A 23231-nucleotide genomic window follows, 5' to 3' on the forward strand; every position below is an offset into this window, starting at 1 on the left:
ATTACTAGCGTGGCGGCGACAGAGCCCGGCCCAGATTCCTCGGTGGGGCCCAATCAGCTGCTCGCGCTTGCGCTCTCGCGCCCGAACGAGGCGGCGGAGCTGGCCCGCAAACTGCTCGCATCTCGGCCGAGCGCGTACGACGCATCGATCGCGCGGCAGACCGTCGCCATCGTGCTCCGCGATCGGGGCGATGTCGCTGCGGCGATCAAGGAGCTTCGCTCAGCGCTGGAGCTGGCTGAGGCTTCGGGACGATCTGAGCGAGAAGCCGATGTGCTGGCAACCCTGGGCGTCGCCCTGGCGTGGACGGGACACAGCAGCCAGGGTTTGGCACTGCTTGACCGAGCGGCCGGGCAGGCTCGCGGTGTCCTTGCCGGCACAGTGCTCATGCGGCGAGCCTCGGTACTCAGAAGCCTCGGCCGCTACCAGGAGGCGCTCGACGATCTGAACCGTGCGCTGGCGCTACTGCGACGAGGCAAGGACAGTGTGTGGGAGGCGCGGTCTCTGACTCATCGGGCCGAGATCTATCTGGCCTTCGGTGATACGGACCGTGCCGGGGCGGATTATCAGTCCGCCGAGGTTCTGTTCGCGAGCGCAGACCAAGAACTCGAATATGCCAAGGCGCGTCACAACCGGGGCCGGGTCGCCTTCGCGCACGGCGATCTGCCCGCCGCGCTGACATATCTGGACGAGGCCGGTCACCGCTACGTCGCACTTGATGCGGTGAACCCCGATCTTGCGATGGATCGGTGTGCGGCGCTGCTCGCGGCCGGGCTGGCCGATGACGCGGTGCGGGAAGCGGACACAGCCGCGGCCGAACTCGGCCGGCGCGGCGGTGACGCGTTGCGGACGGCAGATCTGGTCTTCGCCGCCGCGTACGCCGCACTGGCCGCGTCAGACCCCCAGGCGGCAAGGTTGCGCGCCGAGCGAGCGCGGCGGTCGTTCAAGAGGCAGGGACGTGCCCTGTGGCAAGCCAGAGCCGAGCTCGTGGTGATCCGCGCGCGATACCTAGCCGGCGAATCGAGCAGCACCCTGTTGCGCCGAGCAGAACAGATCGCCAGGCAACTAGAAGACTTTCGCGACTCAGACGCCCCGCAGGCCCACCTAGTGGCAGGGCGGCTGGCTGTGCGGCGTGGCGACAAGCTTCGCGCCGAACGTCACTTCGCGTCTGTGGCTGGCTTGCGGCGGCGCGGCTCATCGCTGACACGCAGCCTTGGTTGGCTTGGCCAGGCCCTGCATGCGGAGGTCCTGGGGAACAACCGTGCCATGCTCACCGCGTGCGGTCGTGGCCTGGATGCCCTTGACGAATATCGACGAACGCTGGGCGCCACCGAGTTGCGCGCCCATGCCACGTCGCACGGGGCGGAGCTGGCGCTCATCGCGCAACGCCAGGCGCTAGGGGGCCAAGACGTCCGTCGGCTGCTGCTGTGGAGCGAACGCTGGCGCGCGACTGCGCTCGGACTCTCACCCCCGATCCCGCCGACCGACCAGGAACTGGTGGGGGAGTTGTCGTCGCTGCGAGCGGTGACCTGGAGTTTGGACGCCGCCCGGGCCGACGGGCTGCCCACGACGACCCTTGACCGCGAGCGCAGGCGACTCGAGCACGTGGTCCGATCGCACACGCTGCGGTCTGTCGGAAGCATGGCGAGCCAGACGTACCGCCTCGACCTGGAAGATCTTTTCGATGCCTTGGGCGAGACCCGAATGGTCGAATTGATCGAGATCGACGGCACTCTGCACGCCATCACGATCGCCGGACGGAAGCTGCGCCGGCATGCGTTGGGCGCAGTACCTGCCTACGACGCGTTCATGGCCCGCTCAGTTCTCGGGCGCTTCGCGGCGGGCCAGCCGATTCCACATGCGCAGGAGCTGCTCGGACAGGTGGGAGCGCGGCTGGAGCGGGTACTACTCGGGGCGAGCGTCGCTGACCTCGGCGCCGGCCCGGTCGTCGTGGTGCCGCCAGGACCGTTGCACGCCGTGCCGTGGGCGCTGTTGCCAAGCCTGAGAGATCGGGTCCTCAGCGTCGCCCCGTCGGCGTCGGCGTGGCTACGAGCGATGCGAACCGCTCCGCCCGACAACCGGCGAGTGAGCCTCATCGTCGGACCCGGTCTGGCCACCGGCGGCGCCGAGGTGCCCGCACTTGCAGAGCAGTATCCCGGCGCGACGGTGCTGAGAAACGGGACTGCCACCGCCGAGCGCGCGCTCGCCGCCCTGGACGGAGCCTGGCTCGCACACATCGCAGCGCACGGCACGTTTCGCGCCGACAACCCGTTGTTCTCGGCCGTAGGACTGGACGACGGACCGCTCACTGTGCACGATTTCGAGCGACTCCAGCGCGCCCCGTACCGCATCGTGTTGTCCAGCTGTGACTCTGCGGTGGCCGCGCCGGTCGGCGCCAATGAACTCATCGGGCTGAGCAGCAGCCTCATTCCGCTTGGTGCAGTGGGAATCCTCGCCAGTGTCGTGCCGGTCAACGACCAGGCCGTGGTGCCGATGATGCTCGCTCTACACCAGGCCCTTCAACACGGCGACACCTTGCCCGAAGCACTGCACAAGGCCCGCGCGGCCACCGACGGCGACCCGATCGGCCTCGCTACGGGGCTTTCGTTCACTGCCCTGGGTGCGTGACGAACGCCAGGATCCCGGGTGGACTGGGCGGATCAGTAATGGATCGAACCCACCTTGCCGCCACCGCACGCGATCGAGTCGCCGTTGACGGCCACGCTCAGCGGTGAGGCCAGGAACGCAGCCAGGTAAGCAATCTCGGCCGGTTCGACGATCCGACCGATCGCGTACGCGGCGCCCATCTGATCGGCGACGAGGCGCTCCGCGACCTGCTGTTCTGCCGCCCGCTGGGTGATCTGCGCTGCGATTCGTTCGGTCCTGGTAATGCCAGGGTGCAGCGCCGTGACGTTGACACCTTGCGGGCCGAGCTCGTCGGCCAGGGTTTTGGTCAACGCCGTGACCGCCACGTTGCGCATCGCGGCGCTGAGCGAGCCGGTCTGCCGGCTGGCCAGCCCGCCGATGTTGATGATCCGTCCCCAGCCGCGTTCGACGAGCTGCGGCGCGATCGCCTGACAGCACCTGAGGTACCCCAGAGCCTTGACGTCGATCTCTTCGCGAAGCTTGGTCGCCGAGATCGTGCTTGCGGCCCCGGAGGCACCGGCAGACCTCGCCGCAGCATTGACGAGAATGTCGACGCCGCCGAGCTTTCGGGTAGCGGTTTCAGCCATGGCAGTTACGGAATCGTCGTCAGATGTGTCTGCGGTGACTGAGAACACTTGCCGACCGCTTCGTTCGGCGATGGTTGCTGCGGCCAGGGCCAGGCTCGACGCGTCGCGCGAGACGATGACCACATCGCAGCCCTCGCTCGCCAGTTGATGGGCGATCGCGTAACCGATGCCGCGGCTGCCTCCGGTGACGACCGCGCGCTTGCCGGTCAGTGCCAGATCCATGTTCTCCCCTTAGTTGACAAGGTATTACTGAGCCGGGCCATAAATGTATGCTGAATACTCTTTGACATCGTCCAGGTGAGATCGAGATTACTGAGGAGCACGATGACCCAGCCCCAGAAGAAGCCAGCCGAGGTGTTGGCGAATGCGAACCCATCGGCAGCCGAGGCGTTCACGGCATTGCGAAAGGCGGTCGAGGCCGGCCCGCTCGATCAACAGACCGTAGAACTCATCGTAATCGGCTCACTTGCCGCCGTCGGGCAGCTCGGCAGCCTGGGCGTACACGTCAAGCGAGCCGTGAGTCTGGGTGTCACCCAGGAGCAGGTCAATCAGGCGATCGTCGCCACTCTTGGTGCAAGCACGCTGTTCAACGATGTCGTCGCCGCTCTTCGCACTGCGGAAGCTGCCGTCGCCGGCTGACCGGCCATGAGGCCAGCCATTCGCTCAATGTGTATACAGTAGCTCACCAGTGCTGATAGCATCCGAATTGTCGCGGGCGGTCTAGCCCCACCGCGGCAGAGTCGTCGCCCAATGGCGACTTGCCGGTATCACCCCTTGTCGCCGGAAGAACATCGTCCAGCGATCGGGATCACAAAGTGTCAACAGTAGCCAGCTTCGACAATGGATGGACCGCCGAATGACCCTCTTTCTAGACAGCGAGGACATCAAGTCCCTTGCATCGGAAGATCTGTGCGAACGTGCCGCTTGGGACGCGGTGCTGGCCGAGTCCTCAGGCCGGAGCAAGCTTCCGCCGAGAATCGATGTACCGAGCGAGAACGGGTTCTTGCGGGTCATGCCGGCCGTGCTGGGCCCGGTGATGGGACTGAAGGTGATGACCCTCGCCGAGGGCGTCGGGAACCGGTACCTCGTCCTGCTCTATGACACCCAGAGCGGCGAACTGCGCGGCGCGTTCGACGCCGAAGAGCTCACCAGGTTGCGCACTGCGGCATTCACCGTGACGGCCGCGAAACTGATGGTGGGCGGGGCACCGAGCAATCTGGCCGTCATCGGCTCCGGATTCGAAGCGGACGGGCACTTGCGCGCCTTGAATCGGGTGTGGTCTTTCGACAATGTCTCGGTGTTCAGCCCGTCGGCAGAACGCTGCGAGAACTTCGCTACCCGGTTGAGTACGGATCTCGACATCAAGGTATCGGCCGCAGAGAGCTGCCAGGCTGCCCTTGCCGGCGCAGACCTCGTCATGCTGGCTACAAAGGCGACCGTGCCGGTCCTCGACGGTGCGCACGTCGACAGCGGAAGCATCGTTCTTTCCGTCGGTTCGACCAGACCTAACCTGCGTGAACTCGATGCGACAGTGTTGCGGCGAACTGGGACCCTGATCGTGGACGATCCGAAGCAGGTCACGGCGGAATCGGGCGATGTAATGGCCGGTTTGAAGTCCGGTGACCTACAGCCCGAGCAACTCGTGTCGGTGGCGGCTCTGTCGGCGAATTCCGATCTGCTCAAGCGGACGGGCGAGCGCGATCTGCTCACCTTCAAATCGGTGGGAACCGCGTTGCAGGACTTGGCGCTGGCGGCCCGACTGCTCGAGGCTGCGCCGGCGGCGGGCCTGGGGCGACCGCTCGGTGAGCTCGCCGCGCTCAAACCGTTCGCCAACGCCGCCGTGAAGGTGAGCTGATGACCGCGGTCGAGGTGATCCACTCCGTTCCGTCGCAGCTGCTCATCGGTGGTCAGTGGTGTGATGCGATAGGTAGGCAAACGCTGGACGTGCATGATCCAGCCACCGGCGAGGTGCTGGCGACGATCGCCGACGCGCGGGTCGAAGACGCCACTAGAGCACTCGAAGCGGCCGTCCGGGCGCAGGAGTCGTGGCGTCAGACCTCACCGCGGGAGCGCAGCGATATTCTGCGCAAGGCCTATGACACGTTGCTGCAGCGTCGGGACGAGTTCGCTCGCCTGATGACTCTGGAGATGGGCAAGCCGCTCGCTGAGGCGCAAGGCGAACTGGACTACGGCGCCGACTTCTTGCGCTGGTTCTCCGAAGAGGCCGTCCGGATCGACGGTGGCTATCAGATCGCGCCTAACGGCAAGGGCCGCATCGTGGTCATGCATCAGCCCGTCGGGCCATGCTTGCTCATCACACCATGGAACTTCCCGCTCGCAATGGCAACCCGCAAGATCGCGCCCGCTCTTGCGGCCGGCTGCACCATGGTGATCAAGCCTTCGGAACTGACACCACTGACGACTTTGCTCTTTGCCGAACTGCTGATCGAGTGCGGTCTGCCGCCTGGCGTGCTCAACATCATCACTACCACGACGCCGGCCGAGGTGGTCGAGCCATTGCTTTCCGATGGCCGGATTCGAAAGCTCTCCTTTACCGGCTCGACCCCGGTGGGGCGGTTGCTCATCGAACAAAGCGGAAAGCATGTCGTCCGCACGTCGATGGAATTGGGCGGCAACGCGCCCTTCCTGGTGTTCGCTGATGCGGACTTGGATGCCGCCGTCGATGGTGCGATGCTCGCCAAGCTTCGCAACATGGGCGAGGCGTGCACTGCGGCGAATCGTTTCTACGTCGAGCGATCGATCGCCGACGAATTCGCCTCGCGATTGGCGTCTCGCTTCTCGTCATTGAAACTTGGGCACGGATTGGACGAGCAGACCCAGATAGGTCCACTGATCGAGGCGGCTGCGGTACGAAAAGTGGAGCGACTGGTCGCCGATGCCGTTGCCGGTGGTGCGACCGTGCTCAGCGGTGGATCGCCGGTAGCCGGCGCGGGCTACTTCTATCAGCCGACAGTCTTGACGGCCGTGGCGCCGACCGCCGCCCTATTGCATGAGGAGATTTTCGGGCCCGTCGCCCCGTTGATCGCGTTCGATACCGAAGGCGAAGCAGTCTCGTGGGCCAACGACACTGAGTACGGCTTGGTGGCCTACGTGTATACGAGAGACCTCGCCAGGGCGATCAGGGTGAGCGAATCCCTCGACGTGGGCATGATCGGGCTCAATCAGGGGATCGTCTCCAACGCCGCTGCCCCGTTCGGCGGCGTGAAGGCCTCCGGGCTCGGCCGCGAGGGCGGCAGCGAAGGCATCTCCGAGTACCTGGATACCAAGTACCTGGCTGTGAGTGTGTAGTGCCCGTAGTCCAAGTGTTTCCAAAGGATTGACCAGAGTTTACTAAGTGGATACAGTTTCCAAACAACCAAAGGGAGCAGTAATGGTTAGCTATGAGAAGTCCGAGGCGAAGGACTGGGCCAAGGAGAACCTCCTTGGGGTATGCAACGTCATCATCCCCAGCTTCAAGTCGGACCTGTCGGGCCTGAACGAGGCGGGCATCCGTCACGACGTCCGGCGCAACATCGAACTCGGTTTCACCGGCGCCCTGCTGGTCTCCGAGGTCGGGATATCGCTGCAGGAGATGCGGCAGTTCATGGAGATTGCGGTCGACGAGGCGAACGGCGAGCACCAGATCCTGTTGCACGGCGCGTTCGACACATCCGAGCAGATCATCGAAATGTCCAAGGATGCAAAGGCCGTAGGCTTGGACGCTGTGCTCCTCGGACACCCCAACAGCTTCTACCCCAAGTCCAACCAAGACTTGATCGACTACACCAAGAACATCTGCGATTCCGTGGACTTGGGCGTTGTACTGTTCTGCGCTCAGCATTGGAACTTCCAGCGCGTCCACCCCAGCGGCTACCCGTTGGACGCCATCGTCGAATTAGCCGATCTTGAAAACGTGATCGGCGTCAAGTACGAGGTTGGCCGTCCAGGCGCCACGGGCACTTACGAATGTTTCAAGGCCCTGCAGAACCACAACGTGGTCGTGTCGGATCCCTTCGAACCGAACGCGCCTATCTGGACCGAGGTCTTCGGTATGCAGTGGATGGGAACGAGCAACTACGAGTACTACGGTGATCGCATGCCCAAGATGTTCGCCGCGCTCACCGAGGGTCGCCGCGAAGAAGCGATCGACATTTACTGGAAGACCCAGGCAGCGCGGGTAACCCGCGGTTCGGAACAGGCTGCGTTCGAGGGTGCCAACTTCATTCACCGTTACCTGTGGAAGTACCAGGCCTGGCTGACCGGCTACAACGGCGGCCCGCTTCGCCAGCCGGCCATGAAATTGTCCGACGGCGCGATGCGACGCACTGCTGAAGGCCTGGTGCGCAGCGGCATCATCGACTCTGTTCCGACCGATTTCAGCGAATTCTTCAAGAGTCGTAACCCTGCGTAATCGAGCAGTGAGCGGACACGGCTACCAAACTCAATGAGGAGGAAGTAGTGGGCGAAGTGTTGGGCGTGGGAATGACCCACTTCCCGCCGCTGGCAGCGCAGGACGAACGGATGACATCGGCCTTCTCGCGGATGCTCAATCACCCGTCCACGCCCGAAGAGGCGAAAACGGCGGCGGCACTACCCGCCGAGCTGGTAGCCGAGCTCGCCGACGACAACGGGCTCGCGGCGGCGGCGGTACATCGCGCGCGGCTGCGTGAAAATCTGAGTCGGGTGCGTGACCGGATCGACGAGTTCAATCCAGATCTGGTGGTCATCTGGGGAGATGACCAATACGAGAATTTCAAAGAGAGCATCATCCCGCCGTTCTGCGTACTCGCCTACGACGAGTTCGTGCACAAGCCGTGGCAGAACTTCCACCTCGGCGAGAATGCCTGGGGCGAGGACGTCGACACCGAGATCAAGATTGCCGGTAACAACAAAGCTGGTCGCTACCTCACCACCGGGCTGATCGAAGCGGGCTTCGACATGGCCTACAGCTACCGGCCGAACGAGTACCCCGGGCTGTCTCATGCGTTCACGAACACCGTGCTCTACCTCGACTACGACCGCAAGGGATTTCCATATCCGATCCTGCCGATCTCCGTGAACTGCTACGGCCGGCTGGTGGTCTCGGCGAAGGGGCTGTTCGTAGACCCAGGGAACCCGCCGTCGGGCGACCAGCTCGATCCGCCATCGCCGTCACCGCAGCGTTGCTTCGATCTCGGGGCGGCCACCGCCCGCGTCCTGCAGGACAGCCCGTGGAAGGTAGCGTTAGTTGCCTCGGCCAGCTGGTCGCATGGGTTTCTCGCCGCCTGCAACCGCTATTTGTACCCGGACGTGGCTACTGACCGCCGATTGTTCGATGCTCTGAAGAACGGCGACGATGAAGTTTGGCGCTCGTACCCGCTGGACGCGATTGAGAAATCCGGCCAGCAAGAGATGCTGAACTGGTTCTGTTTGCTCGGCGCGATGGCCGAGCTGGGCAAGACCCTGGAATGGGCCGAGCTCGTCGAGACGCACATATTCAATTCCAACAAGGCATTCGTGCTCTTCTGAGTGAGGTTCGTTGATGACGACGCAGACAACGAAGGAGGTCGCGCGCCCGGTGCGGCCGGCGACGCCCGTCCCGTGGGGTATGTCGCCGTGGCGGGCGCGCCTCCGTCGTAACGAGTCGATCCTTTGGGGCACGCTCTGCCTGGTGCTCTTTCTGATCCTGTGGCAGGTGGCTGCCGATGTCGGTTGGGTGAACAAGCTATTCGTCAGCTCACCGACAGATGTTGGCAAGCAGCTCTGGGACTACGTGCGGACCGCGCAGTTCTACAAGGACTGCAAGACGACCGGCCTCACCTTCATCTACGGCCTGGCACTCTCGCTCGTCGTCGGCCTGGTGCTCGGGCTTGCGATGGGGTTCTTCCGCCGCGTCGGCTACTTTTTCGACTACTTCATCAGCGTGGTCTACGCCTCGCCTCGGATCGCCTTGGTGCCACTGTTGATCTTGTGGTTCGGTATCGGGCGCGAGACCGGTGTCGCCATGGTCTTTTTGATGGCGGTCTTCCCGATCGTGATCAACACGATGACTGGCGTGCAAACCGTCGACCCGACGCTCATGGAGATGGCCCGATCGCAGAAAGCCGGTAAATTGCAGCTGCTGCGAACCGTGGTCATCCCTGGATCGCTACCGCAGATGCTGAGCGGCGTTCGCCTGGCGATCGGCAATGGCCTGATTGGTGTTGTGGTTGCCGAATTTCTCGCCGGTTCGAGTTCGGGTCTCGGCTTCACCATGCAGGCCGCGGCGCAGAGCTTCGAGGCCGCGCAACTGTTCGCCGGTTTGGTGGTCATTTCTGCGTTCGGTCTGATCGCCACGCAACTGCTCAAGCTGCTCGAAAAGCACTTTCAGCGCTGGAGAACGTCATGACGCGGCGCGCACTGATGTCAACCGTCAATCGTAAGGACAGCAAACTCGTGCCCACCGAACAGGAAACGGGTCGACTCAACGGTAGCGACACTGCTCGTGCCGCGGCCTTGGACGATGCGCCAAAACCAGCTTCAGCCTCCGTCAACGCCAAGGGTAGGCTCAAGCTCGAAGTCGAGGACGTCGGCATCGGATATTTCAGCGAGCGCCGTGGATCATTCTTCGAAGCCGTCCGGTCGCTCAGCTTCAGCGTTGCGGACGAAGGACTCGTCGCACTGATCGGCCCGAGCGGCTGCGGCAAGTCGACTTTCCTTCGTTCGGTATGTGGCTTGCTCGGCTACCAGCAGGGCCAGCTCCTCGTCGACGGCAGTGTTGTGAATGGCCCGCGCACCGACTGCTCGTTGGTATTCCAGAGCCCTGCACTGCTGCCGTGGCGCACGGTCGAACGCAATGTCGGTTACGGCCTGGAGCTGCGCAAGGTGCCCAAAGCCGAAATCAAGGATCGGGTGGGGGCGATGCTTGATCTGGTCGGGCTGTCCGCCTCGGCAGATCGATACCCACATCAGCTCTCCGGCGGCATGCAGCAGCGGGCGAACCTGGCTCGAGCATTGGCCAACGAGCCCGTGCTGCTCCTGATGGACGAGCCGTTCTCAGCTCTGGACCCACAATCACGTGACCGACTAGGCGATGAGTTGCTGCGGATCCGTGAAGTCACCAAACAGACAATCCTGCTCGTTACCCACCAGGTCGACGAGGCGGTCTTGCTCGCAGACAAGTGCGTCGTGCTCTCTCATGGTCCTGGCAGCGTCGTACAGGGCGTGTTCGACATTCCGCTCGGCCGCAACCGGACGATCGAAAAGACCCGGCAGGATCCACACTTCGGCGAACTCGTCCGAGGCCTTCGCGAGCTGCTGATGACTGCCGCTGACGGAGACGCCGATGGCGAGCCGGACGAAATTCTCTGAGCTCCACCCGACAGGAAGAAGCAGAACGCAGTGTTGGACAGCACGCACTTGACCGATGAGACCAACTTGACGGCGAATGCCCTCGCAGAGCAACTGGACGAGCGCGCACGTAATCGCTTACGCGGCAAGATAGGAGTAGTCACCGGAGCTGGCCAGGGTATCGGTCGCGCGGTCGCCCGGCGGTTCGCAGCCGAGGGAGCGACTGTAGTGGTATGGGACCGCAGCGAGGAGGGCTCAGCGCGCACCGTCTCTGAACTCACCGAACACGGTGCGCCGGTGCGCGCTTTGATCGGCGATCTCACCGACTACGACTCGGTGAGCCGCCTGGTCAAGGAAACCGTTGAACTTGAAGGCCGAATCGACATCCTCGCGAACATCGTCGGCGGTGCGACGAACTTCAAGCCGTTCGTCGAATGGGAAATGGACGAGATCCTCGTCGAGATGAACCGGTCGCTGTTGCCCGCGCTGTTCTGCTGTCGAGCGGTCTTGCCCCACATGATCGAGCGTCGCGACGGACGCATCGTCAACACCGGAGCCGAGTCGGTACGTAATGGTCTGTGGGACCGCGCGCCCTACAACATCGGCAAGGGCGGCGTTCATGCGCTGACCACGAGCATTGCCCGTGAACTGGCAGAGACCGGCATCACCTGCAACGCCGTGGCGCCGGGCGGTACGAACTCCCAGCCTGATCGAGTCGTGCCCCGCTACAGCTCGATGACCGAGGCGGATCAGCAGGCCCGCGAGCGACTTCGCGACCGAGTGCTCACCACGATCCCGATGGGCCGCCGCGCCGAGCCCGAGGAACAAGCCGCCGCGGTAGCGTTCCTTGCCTCAGATGATGCCTCGTTCATCACGGGCCAGATTCTGAGTGTCAACGGCGGATCGAGCATGATCTGATGGGTGAATCGTTACGCTACGACCTCATCAATCCGGGTGGCTCGCAGACGGTCGTGCTCCTGCACTCGCTAGCGCTGGACGGGACGATTTGGAGTGACTTCGCATCGCGGCTGGGGCCCGAAAGCAGGGTCCTCACGCCGGATCTGCCCGGCCACGGGGCGCGTCCCCACGGAGACCCGGACAGCGTGGAGACGATGGCTGATGCGGTGGCGGAGCTCTTGACCGAGCTGGGGATGGCCGAGGTGACCTTGATCGGCATGTCACTCGGCGGCTCAGTGGCACAGGCGCTCACGATCAGACACCCGGAACGGATAGCCAAGCTCGGCCTCATTGACACCACCGCCTGGTACGGCGAAGACGCACCGACGGCTTGGGCCTCACGCGCACAACAAGCACGAGAACGAGGGCTGTCCTCGCTCGCCGGCTTCCAGCTCGAGCGTTGGTTCACCGAAGCGTTTACGAAGGATTCCCCCGAGCTCGGAGCTGAGCTGCTGGAAATCTTCCAGCGCAACGACATCGAGAATTACGTCAAGAGCTGCACCGCCCTCGGGGCGATGGACCTCAGGTCACAACTGGCCGGCATCGACGTTCCTACTGCCGTCGTCGTCGGAGCCCTCGACCAGGCGACCCCACCGAAGCATGCCGAACTCCTCGCGGCATCGATCCGGAATTCCGCGCTGACCGTCCTGCCTGACTGCAAGCATCTCAGTGCGCTGGAACAACCCGATGCAGTTATCCATGCGCTCGGTGCGATCCTCGGTGAGAGTGCGCAGGTGGCCTGAACCCGTGGCCATCGACGTGCACACCCATGTGGTGCCGGACGGCCTGCCTTTCGGCGTTACTGGCGACGACCGCTGGCCCGTTCTGCGCGCCGGTGAGCTCACCGGTGATGTCATGGTCGCCGGCGATATCTACCGGACCGTCACGCGTACGGCGTGGGACCTCGACCTACGCCAGCAGGATATGCGGGCCCGAGGCAGCCACGCCCAGGTGCTCTCGCCGATGCCACATCTGTTTTCGTACTGGGCGCCGATCGGCCCCGCGTCGGATTTCTGCGCCGGTGTCAACGGCTGGCTCGCCGACGCGATAAAGGCTGGTGACGGTGCGTTCTTCGGACTGGGCATGGTGCCGCTGCAGGACCCGGTCGCCGCCGCTCACGCACTGAGTGATGTGAAAGCACTCGGACTGCAGGGCGTCGAGCTCGGTACGAACATCAACGGGGTGAGCATCGCCGACCCTCGCTTCAAGGACGTCTTCCTCGAAGCTGACCGTCTTGGTCTGAGCGTGTTCCTGCACGCTTTCCAGCCTCCCTGGGCTGGCTCTGTCGCAGGGCCGGCCGCGAGCGCCGTCTGCTTCCCGTTGGATATCGCCTTTGCGGTCGCGGGGTTGATCGCCAACGGCATATTGCAGGACTGCCCGACGCTGCGGCTGTGCGCCAGTCACGGGGGTGGCGGCCTTGGTCTGGCATTGCAACGTCTGATATTCACCTGGCAGACAAAGGAGAAAATGCGTCTCCGCTTGACGACATCGCCAGCGGAGATCGCCCGCCGGTTGTTCTACGACATCCTGTTGTTCGACCCGTCTGCACTGCGGTACCTGATGGACTTCGTCGGGACCAGCCAGATCGTCATCGGGTCGGACTATCCGTTTCTGGAAATCGAGCCACAGTGGCCGCTGACCGACCTGGACCTTGACCCGGCAACTCTCGACTTGATCCGGAACACGAACGCGCGCGCCTTCCTCGGCATGTGAGCACTCGTCGGATCAGTCGTTGATTTCGACGTAAACGGTGTCACCGTCGATCTTGGTTGGGTACACGTCGATCGGCTCTTCGGGCTCACCTGAGATGACCTTGCCGGTACGTATGTCGAATCGGCCTTCGTGCAGTGGGCAAAGGACTTCGTGGCCCTCGAGTTCGCCCTGGTCGAGATAGCCCAGCGCGTGTGTGCAGATCGCTGCGAAGGCAAAGACCTCACCGTCGACCTCGGCCAGCACGACCTCTTCGCCGTTCGCGTCCTCGAGGGCCATTTCTCCTGCGGCCAGCGAACTACGCTGGCAGACAGGCACCCAATTCGAAGGCATCGCTACGTTCCTTTCAATAGCGGCTGGACCCGCGCCGACGAGCTATCTCGCCGGCACGGGCCGCCAGTCTCAGCTGTAGTTGAGTGTCTTAGCGGCGTCTGTCGCGACGGAGGTGTCCCAGGACTTGGCCACCAGATCGCTGGTCCAGTCCACCTTGGAATCGCTACCGGCCTGGCTCTTGAACAATGCGGCTTGGTTGTCGAACGACGTCTGGCTCGGCACGCCGCTGATCACGATGCTGTCCTTTTGATATTTGATGAACTGGCCGACCTCATCGCTGGTCAGGTTGTAGATCTTCATCAGATGCGGTGAAGCCGTCGCGGGCTGGTTCTTGATCATGTTCGCAGCTTGCATGCATGCCGTCACCAAGGCGAGTGCCGTCGCCCGGTTCTTCTTCAGGTAGGACGTGGTGAAGGCCAGCCCATCCGAGGGCGTCGACGGAATGCTGCTGTTGTCTGCGATGATCGTTGACCCAGGCCGTTTCGCTGCGTCTTGCAAGGCGAGGTTCAACGCCTCATAGATCGCGTCGGCCTGCTTGCTGACGAAAAGGGCCGAGCGGCCCGGCACCGTTCCGACCGGGATTACCTTTACCTGGTCGGCGATGCCGGCGTTGGTGAGGATTTCTTTCGTCTCAGTACCTGGGGTGTCGGTCGCGGCGCTGGTGACGACCTTCTTGCCGGCAAGCTGGCTCAGGCTGCTGATCCCGGGGCCCGCGACCATCACAAATGGTGCGTGACTTGCAGTGGCAAGGACGTTGATCACCGGAATGCCCTTGCTGCTGGCCTGGGTTGCCGCCGACGTGAGCGCCGAGGCCTGAATACTGCCCGAGACCAGAGCGGCGGGGGTGTTCGCGGGTGGCAGATTCGAGTTGAGCGTGACATCCAACCCGGCTGCGGTGGTCAGGCCGGCCTCGACGGCCAGCTGGATGAACGCAGCCGCAGCCGAGTTGGCTGGTATACCCACTGTGAGCTTGGTCAGCGATCCGCTGCTCGCCCCGGAGCCGCTGGCGGCGCTGTCCGAGCTCGAACTCTTGGTCGCTGAGCTACACGCGGTAAGGAGGGTGGCTACCGCTGCCACCGCGGCCACTGCGGTCGGTATCGCCCGCAGACGTCTGCCAGTCATTTTTCCTCTATTTCTGAAAGGGTAACGCGCCTTGGCTTCTGGATTATTTGTTCGCGTCCGAGATGAACATCGGAAGCGCGGTGGTTCGGCCACCCTCGAAGGTAGGCAGGTCATCGAGTAGGTCGTCGGGCGGCTGCATCCCGACGCCGACCTGGCGCTCTACGCCGTCCTGCTCTCCCGGGGTGGTCACCTTGTTCGCGTTCTCCGGCTTCTGTCCACGCGCGAAACGAAGCTTGGCATCGCGGGACCGTTCGGTGATCAGCCGCCGCAGCATGACCAGGTGTGAGTCGGTTGCAGAGAGGCTTTCGGGTGTCCAGTAGCGCGAGGGCGAAGCGACCTTGTCGTCGGCGCCGGAGAAGTTGTAGTAATTCCACCAGTTGTAATAAAGCCGCCACCAGATCTTCAAGGCGGTCTGGGTGCCGGGCTGCGAGGTACGCCGGGCGTGCATGTAGACGATTCGTGAGAGTTCGGCGTCGACCGGAACAGCCCAACGGGAGAACATGTAAGTGTTGAAGTTGCGTCGCACGATGGCCGGCAGATGCCACGAACTGCCGCGGCCAGCGCCCCACTCTTCGGCCTCGACCTCGAAGCGACGGTTGAGACGGCTCGGGCGCCAGACGATGTACTTGTACCAAGGCGAGAAAAGCTTCCAGATTCGCTGGCGCCACAACGACAACGGCCAAACACCATCGACGCCCGGGTAGTACATCTGGTAAGGAACCTTGCCGTTTTCGTCGGCGTAGTACTTCTGATTCAGGTTCAGGATCACGAGCGCACGGTCTTCTACCAACTTCGCGCGCGGGCCCGTAGGAGTGCGGGCGCGGAACCTTGGTGACATCAGTTGCATCAAGGAGTTGCGGTGGGCGTACAAGGAGTTGTGCGGGTCGTCCTGGTTTTCGATCGCGAGAATCCAGGAACTCTTCCAGTACGTGTAGGTCGTGAGAATGAGCGTCGAGTCGGGTTCGAAGAACTCGGGCGGCACGTCCTGCTCGATCGGTGCCGGGGCTTCCTTGCCCATCCAGACGAAGACCCAGCCCTTGAGTTCTTGTGTCGGGTAGCTGCGAACCTTCAAATCGCCCACCATCTTGGAGGCGGGGCCTTCGGTGATGAATGCCTTGCACTCACCCTTACCGTCGAAGGTGGCGCCGTGATAGGGACAGGACAAGGTACCGGGATAGAACGTGTGCCCGCGGGAGAGGCTAGCGCCACGGTGCGGGCAAACGTCGCTGACCGCAGCCACGCTGCCGTCCTTGTTGCGAAAGAAGGCCAGTTCTTCGCCGAGCATCTTCCAGTAGATCGAACCTTTGGTGGGCACCTTGCTCGTCGGAAGCGCGGGCCACCAGTATTCGCGCAGACCGAGTGCGGGGACGAGCTGGCGCCGGTCTTTGACCGTCTCGCCGTCGGCTGGCAGGGGATTGAGCGTCTCGTCCAGCGGGTTGACCTTTGGCGGCCGGATTCCTCTTGTCGCCCCAGCTCTTATTTGGCGCTCGGTACGCCATTCATGAAACCGGATATTCGCGCCCACAAGCGATCCCTTCGAACGGCACAGCAGTCGATCGGCCTATGTGCAAATGGGCAATGCCGTCCGCCCAGCACCGAACCGACGCGCTTGGTTGGTAAATCGAGTATGGCGGCAACTGTATTCAGAAGCAAGGGAGCGCCGTCACACTGCCGGTTGCGTTACCGTCCGGATGCCTACGAATGCCTGCGATACCTGCCGCGTGCACGGCTCCGGTACTACCCGGGCGGGTCGACCTCTAGACCAAGGCTACTCAGCCTTTCGGATGGCCTTAGGGTCCTCGTCGCGTTCCTTGAAGATTCTGGTGACCTGCTCGGCCGTCCGCTGGATGTGGCTCTCCAAATGGCTGCGGGCCTCGTCGACGTCGCCGCGATCGAGGGCATCGAGAATCTCATCGTGTTCGGCGTTCGGGTCCCCGGAGCGATGCCGTCGGCTTGACCGCACCATCCGGACGTAACGTTGCACCCGAAGGGTGAGTTGGTGGGCCAGATCTTGCGCTATGGGTGCATCGGCATAGGAATACAGCGCATCATGAAATTCGGTATTGAGATTCAGCCACTCGTCATGGGTGCGGCTGCGGGTCATCTTGACGGTCATCTCCCGCAACGCGGCGAGGTTCTCCGGAGTCATCCGGGAGGCGCTGCGTCCTAGCAGGTAGGTCTCGAGCATGATGCGTAATTCGAGTATCTCGACCACGCGCTCAAGGGTGTGGCCGACGACGGCGGCACGCATATGAGGCTCGGAGGTGATGAGGCCTTCTGCCTTGAGCTGGCGAAGCGCCTCGCGGATGGGAACTCTGGATACACCGAACTCGCGGGCCAGGTCGACCTGGTTGAGCTCCATGCCATCGACGAAGTCGCCACGTACGATGGCGGCGCGCAGCTCGTCGGCAACGGTGTCAGATGTCGTGCGGCGGCGCAGGCGCCGGTCGCCGGAGATGTTAGCTGAGGTAGTCAACCGTGCTCCTGATGATCGGTGATGTCCGCACTAGACGGCTGTCTAACTGGACAACAGTATGCTCTATCCCGTTCGGCTGTGGCTACCGAATCGATCTTGTATTTTGCGCTGAATCCCGCTATCGGCGGACATCTCATATATCACATCTCCGTCCGCACGGTGCCTACGGCTAGTGTAGACAGCATACAGAGAGAGGACTTGTTACCCGATGGCCAAGAACTTCTACGACGCCTGGCTGGAAACACCGGATGAGATCCAGAAGGAGCTGTGGGCGTCCGGAGCCGTCGCCCGGGACCGGGACATCCCCTGGGTGTCCACCCCGCAAGACGCCCGCGTCAAGCTCATGGTTGCCAACGAGCTCGGGTTCGCCACGATGGGAAGCAACGTCCTCAAGGCCGAAATTCCGGTTGGATGGCATACCGGCCGCCATCGACACGGCGAGGAGTCCATGCACATCCTCAGTGGCGAGGGCTTCAGCGTCATCGAGGGTCAGCGCTTCGACTGGCACGCCGGTAGCACGCTCTTCATGCCGTTCTGGGCTGAGCACCAGCACTTCAACACCGGCACCGTCCCGGTGCTCTACATCTCAGGCATGACCTTTGATCTCGAGCGATTCGTCCGGGTCGCACGGATCGAACAACTCGCCGAATGCGGCGCACATGATGCGAGCGAGCTTGCGGCTATACCTGCGGAGGAATCGCAGTATTACCGCAACGACGGTGGCCGGGCCGTCATCCATCTCGAAGATGCTCCGACGGACATGTCCTTCTCCGCACAGGGCAACATCGCCGCGATCCGGAACCAGCACGGCTTCACCCAGCACCTTGTCGTGCCCAAGAATGGGTTTCGGGCGACCAGCGTCGCTGTCACGACCCGCTGGTCGGATGAGGCATTTCATCACAGTGGCCGGCACAAGCACCTCGAAGCCGTGGTCTATGCGATCGAGGGCAAGGGCTACACCGAGATGCAGGGTAAAGAAGTGCCGTGGGAGGCCGGCGACGTGCTGTACGTTCCGCCAGCCATGTGGGAGCACGAGCATACGAACAACAACCCGAACCGCGTCGAGCAGTTGCGGATCGCGTTCGGCATTCGGACCTGGTTCACCAATATCTGGCCGGAAGGCTTTGCCAGCCAGCGCATCTTCGACAACGACGGCAACGCCTTGGAAGCAGGGCCGATCGAGCGGGACCGTGAGCGCACCAACTGACCGTCCGGCAACCGATGGGAAAAACCATACCGATGGGGAAAGACGATGACGCATAGCCATCACGAGCATCTCCTGCCTGGTGGCACGCTGTTCAGCCACGCCGAGCTCGCGGCCGAATTCGATCCGGGCGCTAGCCGCTCCGCGAACGCCCACGAGATCGTCGGCGACTTCTATCACCGGTTGCTGGCTGAACTGTCGAAAATCGTCGAACATCAATGGCAGCACAACGTGCGCCGCGGGATGGTCAAAGGCTTCTTCCTCAGCGGCCCACCGGGTGTCGGTAAGACGACCCTCGCCAAGCGCTTGGGCTACGAGCTGGGCTTACGGTTTCCCCGGGAACGCGGGACGGACGGCGTGGCTACCGTGCTGCTCGACGGCAGCGAAATAGCGCGTGCGAAGTACGGCGAGAGCGAGCGCCGCATTCGCGAGATCTTCTCGGCTGCGCAGAGCGGCCTAGGAACGCCGGGCCAGCGGACCGTCCTGATCTTCGACGACATCGAGTCCGTTCTGATGGCACGCGGTAGCAGCTACGCCAAGGAGTGGCACTTCTCCCAGGACAGCGTTTTCTTTCACGCCATTGATGATCTCGACACGAGCCGAACGACCGTGGTGTTGACGAGCAACCGATCAGACCTCGTTGACTCGGCGATCCGCGATCGATTTCTCGAGTACGAGGTCCCCTACCCTGATGTCGAGACGTTGGTGGGACTCGTGCGTGAACGAGCGGACGATCTGCAATTGACTGCGCACGCGACTACCGATCTGCTGAGCGCCATTCGTTTGGCCGCAGCAGCAGACTCGGTGCGCAGCCTGCGCGACGCTCAGCACTTCGTATTCCAGCGCTACATCACGCAGCTGCTCGGCACCGAGTCGCTGGCACTCGGCTTTCGTTAGTTGGCCTCGGTTGCTTCGAGCGGGCGGCGTCGTTGGCGCAATCGCTGCGTAATCGCAGCAGGCAACAAATCGTCAAACGGGTGCTCGACGCTGTGCTCGATCGCCGTTCGGGCGGGTGTGGCGATTCCCCGCTGCAGACGCCGAGCCGCATCGATATGATCAGCTGTCCAGATCATCCGAATCGCGGTTGCGCTCGCGCTACCGTGGTCGCCAGCCAGATCCCTGCGTAGAGCTTCGACCAGCCGTACGTCGGCGAGATCGTCCGGCGGGACGGGCTCACGGACCTCGTTGCGATCGAGCAGGCTGTTGGCCAGGTCGTCATACCAACGCGTGACCCGCTGAGTGGTCTGAAGCACCTCTAATCGAGCGGCTCCGCGCTCGCCGGGTGCCTGGCCGTCGTCGCGATGCCACAAGTCCATGACGGCGTCGGCCGTGATGCGCAGACCCGCAACACCAGACAGCAGAACGCTGGTGTCGGCGAGGGAAACCGGCTTCATGCCCGTCTCGGCAAGATAGTTGCGGAAAGCATCGTCCAGGCGCCGTGATGCCGCCGCTGCGCGGATGGCAGCCGGGTCAGGAACAGCGGGGGTCGGGGCGCTGGCGTCGCACCGGAGCATGCCGAAGTCGATTGCATCGACGAGATAGGCAGCACTGTCGGTGTACGCCTCGGCCAGCGCTCGTCGTAGGGCAGCGCGCGCTCCTCGCGGCCAGAACAGTAGGCCCACGACAAGGCTGACGGTGCAGCCGAGGGCAACATCTTCGATCCGAACCAGACCGACCCGCCAGCCGGCCGGTGCGATGAGGTTGAAAAGGATGATTATGACGAGGGTGAAGGCGACTTGCCCAGCGGTAAAGGAGATCGCGGCCGGTGCGATGCCGGCGAACAGAACCACGATGGGAAGCAAGATCCACAGCGTGGTGGTATTCGTGCCGATCAACGCCAACAAAGCGGAGCCGAGGATGAAACCGATAAGCGTGCCCAGGATCGCGCGCAGCACGTTCTGCCCGGTATTCAAAGCGTTCGAGCGAAGCACCGACAGCGTCCCGAAGATGACCCAGAAGGAATGCTGCACGCCTGTTGAATCGGCGATGAAGACCGCCGCCGCAAGCGCGATCGCGCCACGCACGCTGTTGTGCAGCCATACTGAATGCCGATCGACGTGAGCGGTGACTCGTTCCTGGGCCGATGCGAGAGCCCCGCCGACGCCGATCGGTTGGCGACCGATGAGCCGCTCCCACCAAGTGCGTCGTTCGGCAGCGGCCGTCAGATCGATAGTGTCAGCCATCAGTGATACGGCAAAGCTGAGTTCCTGGGCGCGAAAACTCGGGTCCAGGGCAGTGACCAGGTCACTGACGTTGGCGTCGGACGGATTGACGGCGGTGGGCACCCAGCGGCTTGGCAGGTCAGTCGTGGCGTCGCTTTCGAGCTTGGTGAGCGCCTGGCTGAGTTGGGCCAATGCCGCCTGCAGGTCGCGATCATTCCCGCCCGTCGCGTCGAGCGACTCGGCACCGGCCTCCAGCACCGCGGCGGCCGCGATCTTGACCTCGCATACCGTTGGATTGGCCATGATCGAGTTCGCGCTCGGGGTGGACTCGATCACGATGGCGTTCAGCCAGTTCATCTGGTCGACCAGCCGCACCACGGTTCTTGCTGGAGTGCTCAATCCCGTCGGACGATACGGGGTCGCCAAGAAGCCGCGTTGAAGACCATTTACGGCCTCGCGAGCCTGCTCAAGGGCCCGCTCGCGGTCGAGCGCGGAGGCATCATCTCGGGCGCTCAGCGCGTAGTCGACCTCTGCTCGCAGCAGCGTGGCCAGCGATCGGCAGGCGGCGGTGGCCGATCGACGTAGCGGGTCTCGGGTCGGTGCCGGCCACAACACCGCGATCGCGATGATCGATGCTGCCCCGGCAAGTCCCCAGCCGGCGAGCCGGTCCGGTATCGAAGAAGGCGGCCCGGCGAGTGAGACCGGCAAGATGAAGGCAAGCAGGAGCGATGTCGTCGCGCTGGCCAGGACGGAACTGGCGACGCCTGCGAAGATCACGCCGAAGGCGACGACCGCCATCGACGCAGCCGCTAGCCAGGCGTTGCGCGAGGCAAGCGTGCCCAGCGTGATGAACACCCCGCAGACGACGACCAGCCCGGCTTGGGCTTGCAGGCGCTCGCGCATCGGCCCGCTGAAGTCGACCAACAGCAGCATCGCGAAGGACCCGAAGGCTGCAAACGTGGCGAGCACCGGGTTACCGATGACCTCGTCGCCCAAGGCAAACATCGCGGGCATCACGATCGCCGTTCTACCGGCTCGTCGCAGTGCTGCGTAGTTGCGATCGTGGGTACCGAGCCACTGAACGGCTCGGGTTAGCGATGAGGGCACGTCAAGAGCATCATGCAGTCCGAGCCCGTGGTCAATCCAGCACTCTCGCCGCCGTTTCAGCGCAGCGAGCTGGCGATTTGCTCGAGATGATCCATCCCTTCCTGCATGCCTTCTTCCATGCCGGAATTGATCTGGGCGTCGCGGTCCTGCTGGTTTGCATGCTGCACGAGCAGACTCAGCATCGTCCGGCTGTCCGTTTCGGTGAGGGAGAGGGTGTTTACAGATGCCTCGGCCTCGGGCATGCCCTCGTAACTCTCGGTGGAGACGAGCAACTCGTTCTCAATGATCTGTCGGTATTCGCCATGAAAGCCAACCTCGAAGCCGCCATTGGCGATCATCACGTAGCGCCAGGCTCCACCAACCCGTAGATCGATCTCGACGATTGTCACTCGACCGCGTTCGCCGGCCCACCACTGCCTTACCAGCTCGGGCGTTGTCCAGGCACGATAAACCAGGTGCTTGGGGGCATCGAACTCTCGTGTGATCAGGATTTGGGTGTCGGTGGGCAGCGTCACGACGGCCCGACCCTTACTTGTCTGCATGTCGATTCTCCGTTTCGTCATCGCTGGCTTTGAGCTCGGTCAACACCGCGTCCAGTAGTTCGAACCGCTTAGTCCACGACCGTTCGTAGTTCTTGACCCAATCGTGAATCGGTTGGAGGGGCTCGCCGTTGAGGCGATATAGCCGCCTGCGCCCTTCATCACGCACCTCGACCAGTCCGACCTGCCTCAGCACGCGCAGGTGCTTGGATACCAGCGGTTGAGCTAAGCCGACGGCGGCGACCAGGTCATTTACCGGCAGCTCGCCGGTGGCGAGAAGGTCGAGGATCTGTCGGCGGCGCGGTTCGGCCACCGCGTTGAATGCATCTGCCGTTGTTGCCGCCCGAGCCATCCCAAAATCATATGTCTATATAGGTATATGTCAACGGCGGTCGCTCGGTTGATCGGAATAGCGGCGGCTGCCTAGCCGTTACATTCCCGTCTGGCCGGGTGACTGTGTCCCCGGGCTCCAAAATTAACCGCCGCCGTGGACGATCGTTCGGCTGAAGCCACGGCGTGCCTCTCCGCCGTGAGGCGACCGCACCCGACCAGACGCTCTTCTTCTTCGATTCGGCATTTTCGCCGTCTTCGGAATTCCCCCTGCTGGGTCGCCATGGTGCGCTACGTTCAGGCCCCAGTCCCGGTGCCGTAGTGGATCGGCTGGCAGCCGCCGCTGGGAGGAGTCTCGCAATGACGCAGGGCACGGCAGCAAAACCCGCCCTTGGGTATTTTCTCGCCTGGAACCTCGTCGGAGTGGGCTGCCTGCTCGGCCTGTTGACACTGCTGACGATCGGCTTCATCGTGCTGCCAATCACCATGGCGTTGCTGCTGATCCTGGTGTTGCGGCCGTCGAGCTACAACGCAAGTGCCATCGGGGCGGTTGCTGGCGTAGGCGAAGTGGCGCTTTATATCGGCTTCCTCAACCGTGGCGGCCCTGGCGAGGTCTGTAACCGCGCTGGGACGGCCTGTATCACCGAGTGGAGTCCGTGGCCTTGGGTGGCCGTCGGCTCAGTCCTGATTGCCGCCAGCATCGTCGGCTTCGGCTACCTTCGCGCGCGCTTCTGAATAAGCGTAAAGGGATGT

General features: G+C 63.2%; 22 protein-coding genes. 14 read left to right on the plus strand and 8 right to left on the minus strand.

The features are described from left to right. Positions 1–9: 9 nt before the first annotated feature. Complete coding sequence (locus tag ACSMXN_RS02285; protein ID WP_022913650.1) at positions 10–2625, plus strand: CHAT domain-containing tetratricopeptide repeat protein; 2616 nt, start codon at positions 10–12, stop codon at positions 2623–2625. A 32-nt stretch (positions 2626–2657) separates the two neighbouring features. Here the strand turns inward: ACSMXN_RS02285 and ACSMXN_RS02290 are convergent, their stop codons facing one another. Further along, positions 2658–3452: an SDR family oxidoreductase gene (locus tag ACSMXN_RS02290; protein ID WP_022913651.1), complete on the minus strand. Its 795-nt coding sequence runs from the start codon at positions 3450–3452 to the stop codon at positions 2658–2660. Between the two features lie 102 nt (positions 3453–3554). Between ACSMXN_RS02290 and ACSMXN_RS02295 the strand changes: the two genes are divergently transcribed. The 10 genes from ACSMXN_RS02295 (at position 3555) to ACSMXN_RS02340 (ending at position 13208) form a co-directional block, all read left to right on the plus strand. Next, on the plus strand, positions 3555–3869 hold the full coding sequence (locus ACSMXN_RS02295) for a carboxymuconolactone decarboxylase family protein (protein WP_022913652.1): 315 nt from the start codon (positions 3555–3557) through the stop codon (positions 3867–3869). Positions 3870–4086: 217 nt separating this feature from the next. Continuing rightward, positions 4087–5085: an ornithine cyclodeaminase family protein gene (locus tag ACSMXN_RS02300; protein ID WP_022913653.1), complete on the plus strand. Its 999-nt coding sequence runs from the start codon at positions 4087–4089 to the stop codon at positions 5083–5085. Beyond that, entirely contained in the window at positions 5085–6539 is a 1455-nt protein-coding gene (locus tag ACSMXN_RS02305) for an NAD-dependent succinate-semialdehyde dehydrogenase (protein ID WP_022913654.1), read from the plus strand. The genes ACSMXN_RS02300 and ACSMXN_RS02305 overlap by 1 nt, the downstream gene beginning before the upstream one ends. 46 nt (positions 6540–6585) lie before the next feature. Next, positions 6586–7641, plus strand: a complete 1056-nt coding sequence (locus ACSMXN_RS02310; RefSeq protein WP_155958401.1) for a dihydrodipicolinate synthase family protein — start codon at positions 6586–6588, stop codon at positions 7639–7641. A gap of 47 nt (positions 7642–7688) precedes the next feature. Further along, positions 7689–8738, plus strand: a complete 1050-nt coding sequence (locus tag ACSMXN_RS02315) for a DODA-type extradiol aromatic ring-opening family dioxygenase (protein ID WP_022913656.1) — start codon at positions 7689–7691, stop codon at positions 8736–8738. A 13-nt stretch (positions 8739–8751) separates the two neighbouring features. Further along, positions 8752–9597, plus strand: a complete 846-nt coding sequence (locus tag ACSMXN_RS02320; RefSeq protein WP_022913657.1) for an ABC transporter permease — start codon at positions 8752–8754, stop codon at positions 9595–9597. A gap of 14 nt (positions 9598–9611) precedes the next feature. Then, complete coding sequence (locus ACSMXN_RS02325; RefSeq protein WP_081649157.1) at positions 9612–10559, plus strand: ABC transporter ATP-binding protein; 948 nt, start codon at positions 9612–9614, stop codon at positions 10557–10559. 30 nt (positions 10560–10589) lie between these two features. Next, positions 10590–11456, plus strand: coding sequence for an SDR family oxidoreductase (locus ACSMXN_RS02330; RefSeq protein ID WP_022913659.1), 867 nt, complete (start codon positions 10590–10592; stop codon positions 11454–11456). Continuing rightward, positions 11456–12238: an alpha/beta fold hydrolase gene (locus tag ACSMXN_RS02335; RefSeq protein WP_022913660.1), complete on the plus strand. Its 783-nt coding sequence runs from the start codon at positions 11456–11458 to the stop codon at positions 12236–12238. The genes ACSMXN_RS02330 and ACSMXN_RS02335 overlap by 1 nt, the downstream gene beginning before the upstream one ends. Positions 12239–12242: 4 nt before the next feature. After that, positions 12243–13208, plus strand: coding sequence for an amidohydrolase family protein (locus ACSMXN_RS02340; protein ID WP_022913661.1), 966 nt, complete (start codon positions 12243–12245; stop codon positions 13206–13208). Between the two features lie 12 nt (positions 13209–13220). On the opposite strand, the gene ACSMXN_RS02345 is transcribed toward ACSMXN_RS02340, so the two are convergent. The 4 genes from ACSMXN_RS02345 to ACSMXN_RS02360 form a co-directional block, all read right to left on the minus strand. Continuing rightward, a complete protein-coding gene (locus ACSMXN_RS02345; protein ID WP_022913662.1) occupies positions 13221–13538 on the minus strand; it encodes a non-heme iron oxygenase ferredoxin subunit in 318 nt (105 codons plus the stop codon). A 69-nt stretch (positions 13539–13607) separates the two neighbouring features. Continuing rightward, positions 13608–14660 carry an ABC transporter substrate-binding protein gene (locus tag ACSMXN_RS02350; protein WP_196811304.1) on the minus strand — a complete coding sequence of 351 codons (1053 nt, stop codon included), beginning with the start codon at positions 14658–14660 and terminating at the stop codon, positions 13608–13610. Between the two features lie 43 nt (positions 14661–14703). Then, positions 14704–16185: a Rieske 2Fe-2S domain-containing protein gene (locus ACSMXN_RS02355; RefSeq protein ID WP_022913664.1), complete on the minus strand. Its 1482-nt coding sequence runs from the start codon at positions 16183–16185 to the stop codon at positions 14704–14706. Positions 16186–16428: 243 nt separating this feature from the next. Continuing rightward, positions 16429–17136, minus strand: a complete 708-nt coding sequence (locus ACSMXN_RS02360; RefSeq protein ID WP_022913665.1) for a GntR family transcriptional regulator — start codon at positions 17134–17136, stop codon at positions 16429–16431. Between the two features lie 208 nt (positions 17137–17344). Here ACSMXN_RS02360 and ACSMXN_RS02365 point away from each other — a divergent pair, with 208 nt between their 5' ends. Beyond that, complete coding sequence (locus ACSMXN_RS02365; RefSeq protein WP_022913666.1) at positions 17345–18343, plus strand: cupin domain-containing protein; 999 nt, start codon at positions 17345–17347, stop codon at positions 18341–18343. 45 nt (positions 18344–18388) lie between these two features. After that, entirely contained in the window at positions 18389–19237 is an 849-nt protein-coding gene (locus ACSMXN_RS02370) for an ATP-binding protein (protein ID WP_022913667.1), read from the plus strand. Here the strand turns inward: ACSMXN_RS02370 and ACSMXN_RS02375 are convergent. The 3 genes from ACSMXN_RS02375 to ACSMXN_RS02385 are packed head-to-tail and all read right to left on the minus strand — an operon-like array spanning position 19234 to position 22500. Continuing rightward, a complete protein-coding gene (locus tag ACSMXN_RS02375) occupies positions 19234–21609 on the minus strand; it encodes an FUSC family protein (RefSeq protein WP_022913668.1) in 2376 nt (791 codons plus the stop codon). The two genes, ACSMXN_RS02370 and ACSMXN_RS02375, sit on opposite strands and share 4 nt — an antisense overlap. A gap of 56 nt (positions 21610–21665) precedes the next feature. After that, the gene (locus ACSMXN_RS02380) at positions 21666–22151 is read right to left on the minus strand and encodes an SRPBCC family protein (protein ID WP_027139525.1); all 486 of its coding nucleotides are present in this window, start codon (positions 22149–22151) and stop codon (positions 21666–21668) included. Next, positions 22138–22500 (minus strand): metalloregulator ArsR/SmtB family transcription factor, encoded by a 363-nt coding sequence (locus tag ACSMXN_RS02385; RefSeq protein ID WP_022913670.1) that lies wholly within the window; start codon positions 22498–22500, stop codon positions 22138–22140. The genes ACSMXN_RS02380 and ACSMXN_RS02385 overlap by 14 nt, the downstream gene beginning before the upstream one ends. A 338-nt stretch (positions 22501–22838) precedes the next feature. Between ACSMXN_RS02385 and ACSMXN_RS02390 the strand changes: the two genes are divergently transcribed. Then, positions 22839–23213 (plus strand): hypothetical protein, encoded by a 375-nt coding sequence (locus ACSMXN_RS02390; protein ID WP_027139526.1) that lies wholly within the window; start codon positions 22839–22841, stop codon positions 23211–23213. Positions 23214–23231: the final 18 nt, after the last annotated feature.

It is taken from the genome of Parajatrophihabitans canadensis (genome assembly GCF_053764775.1).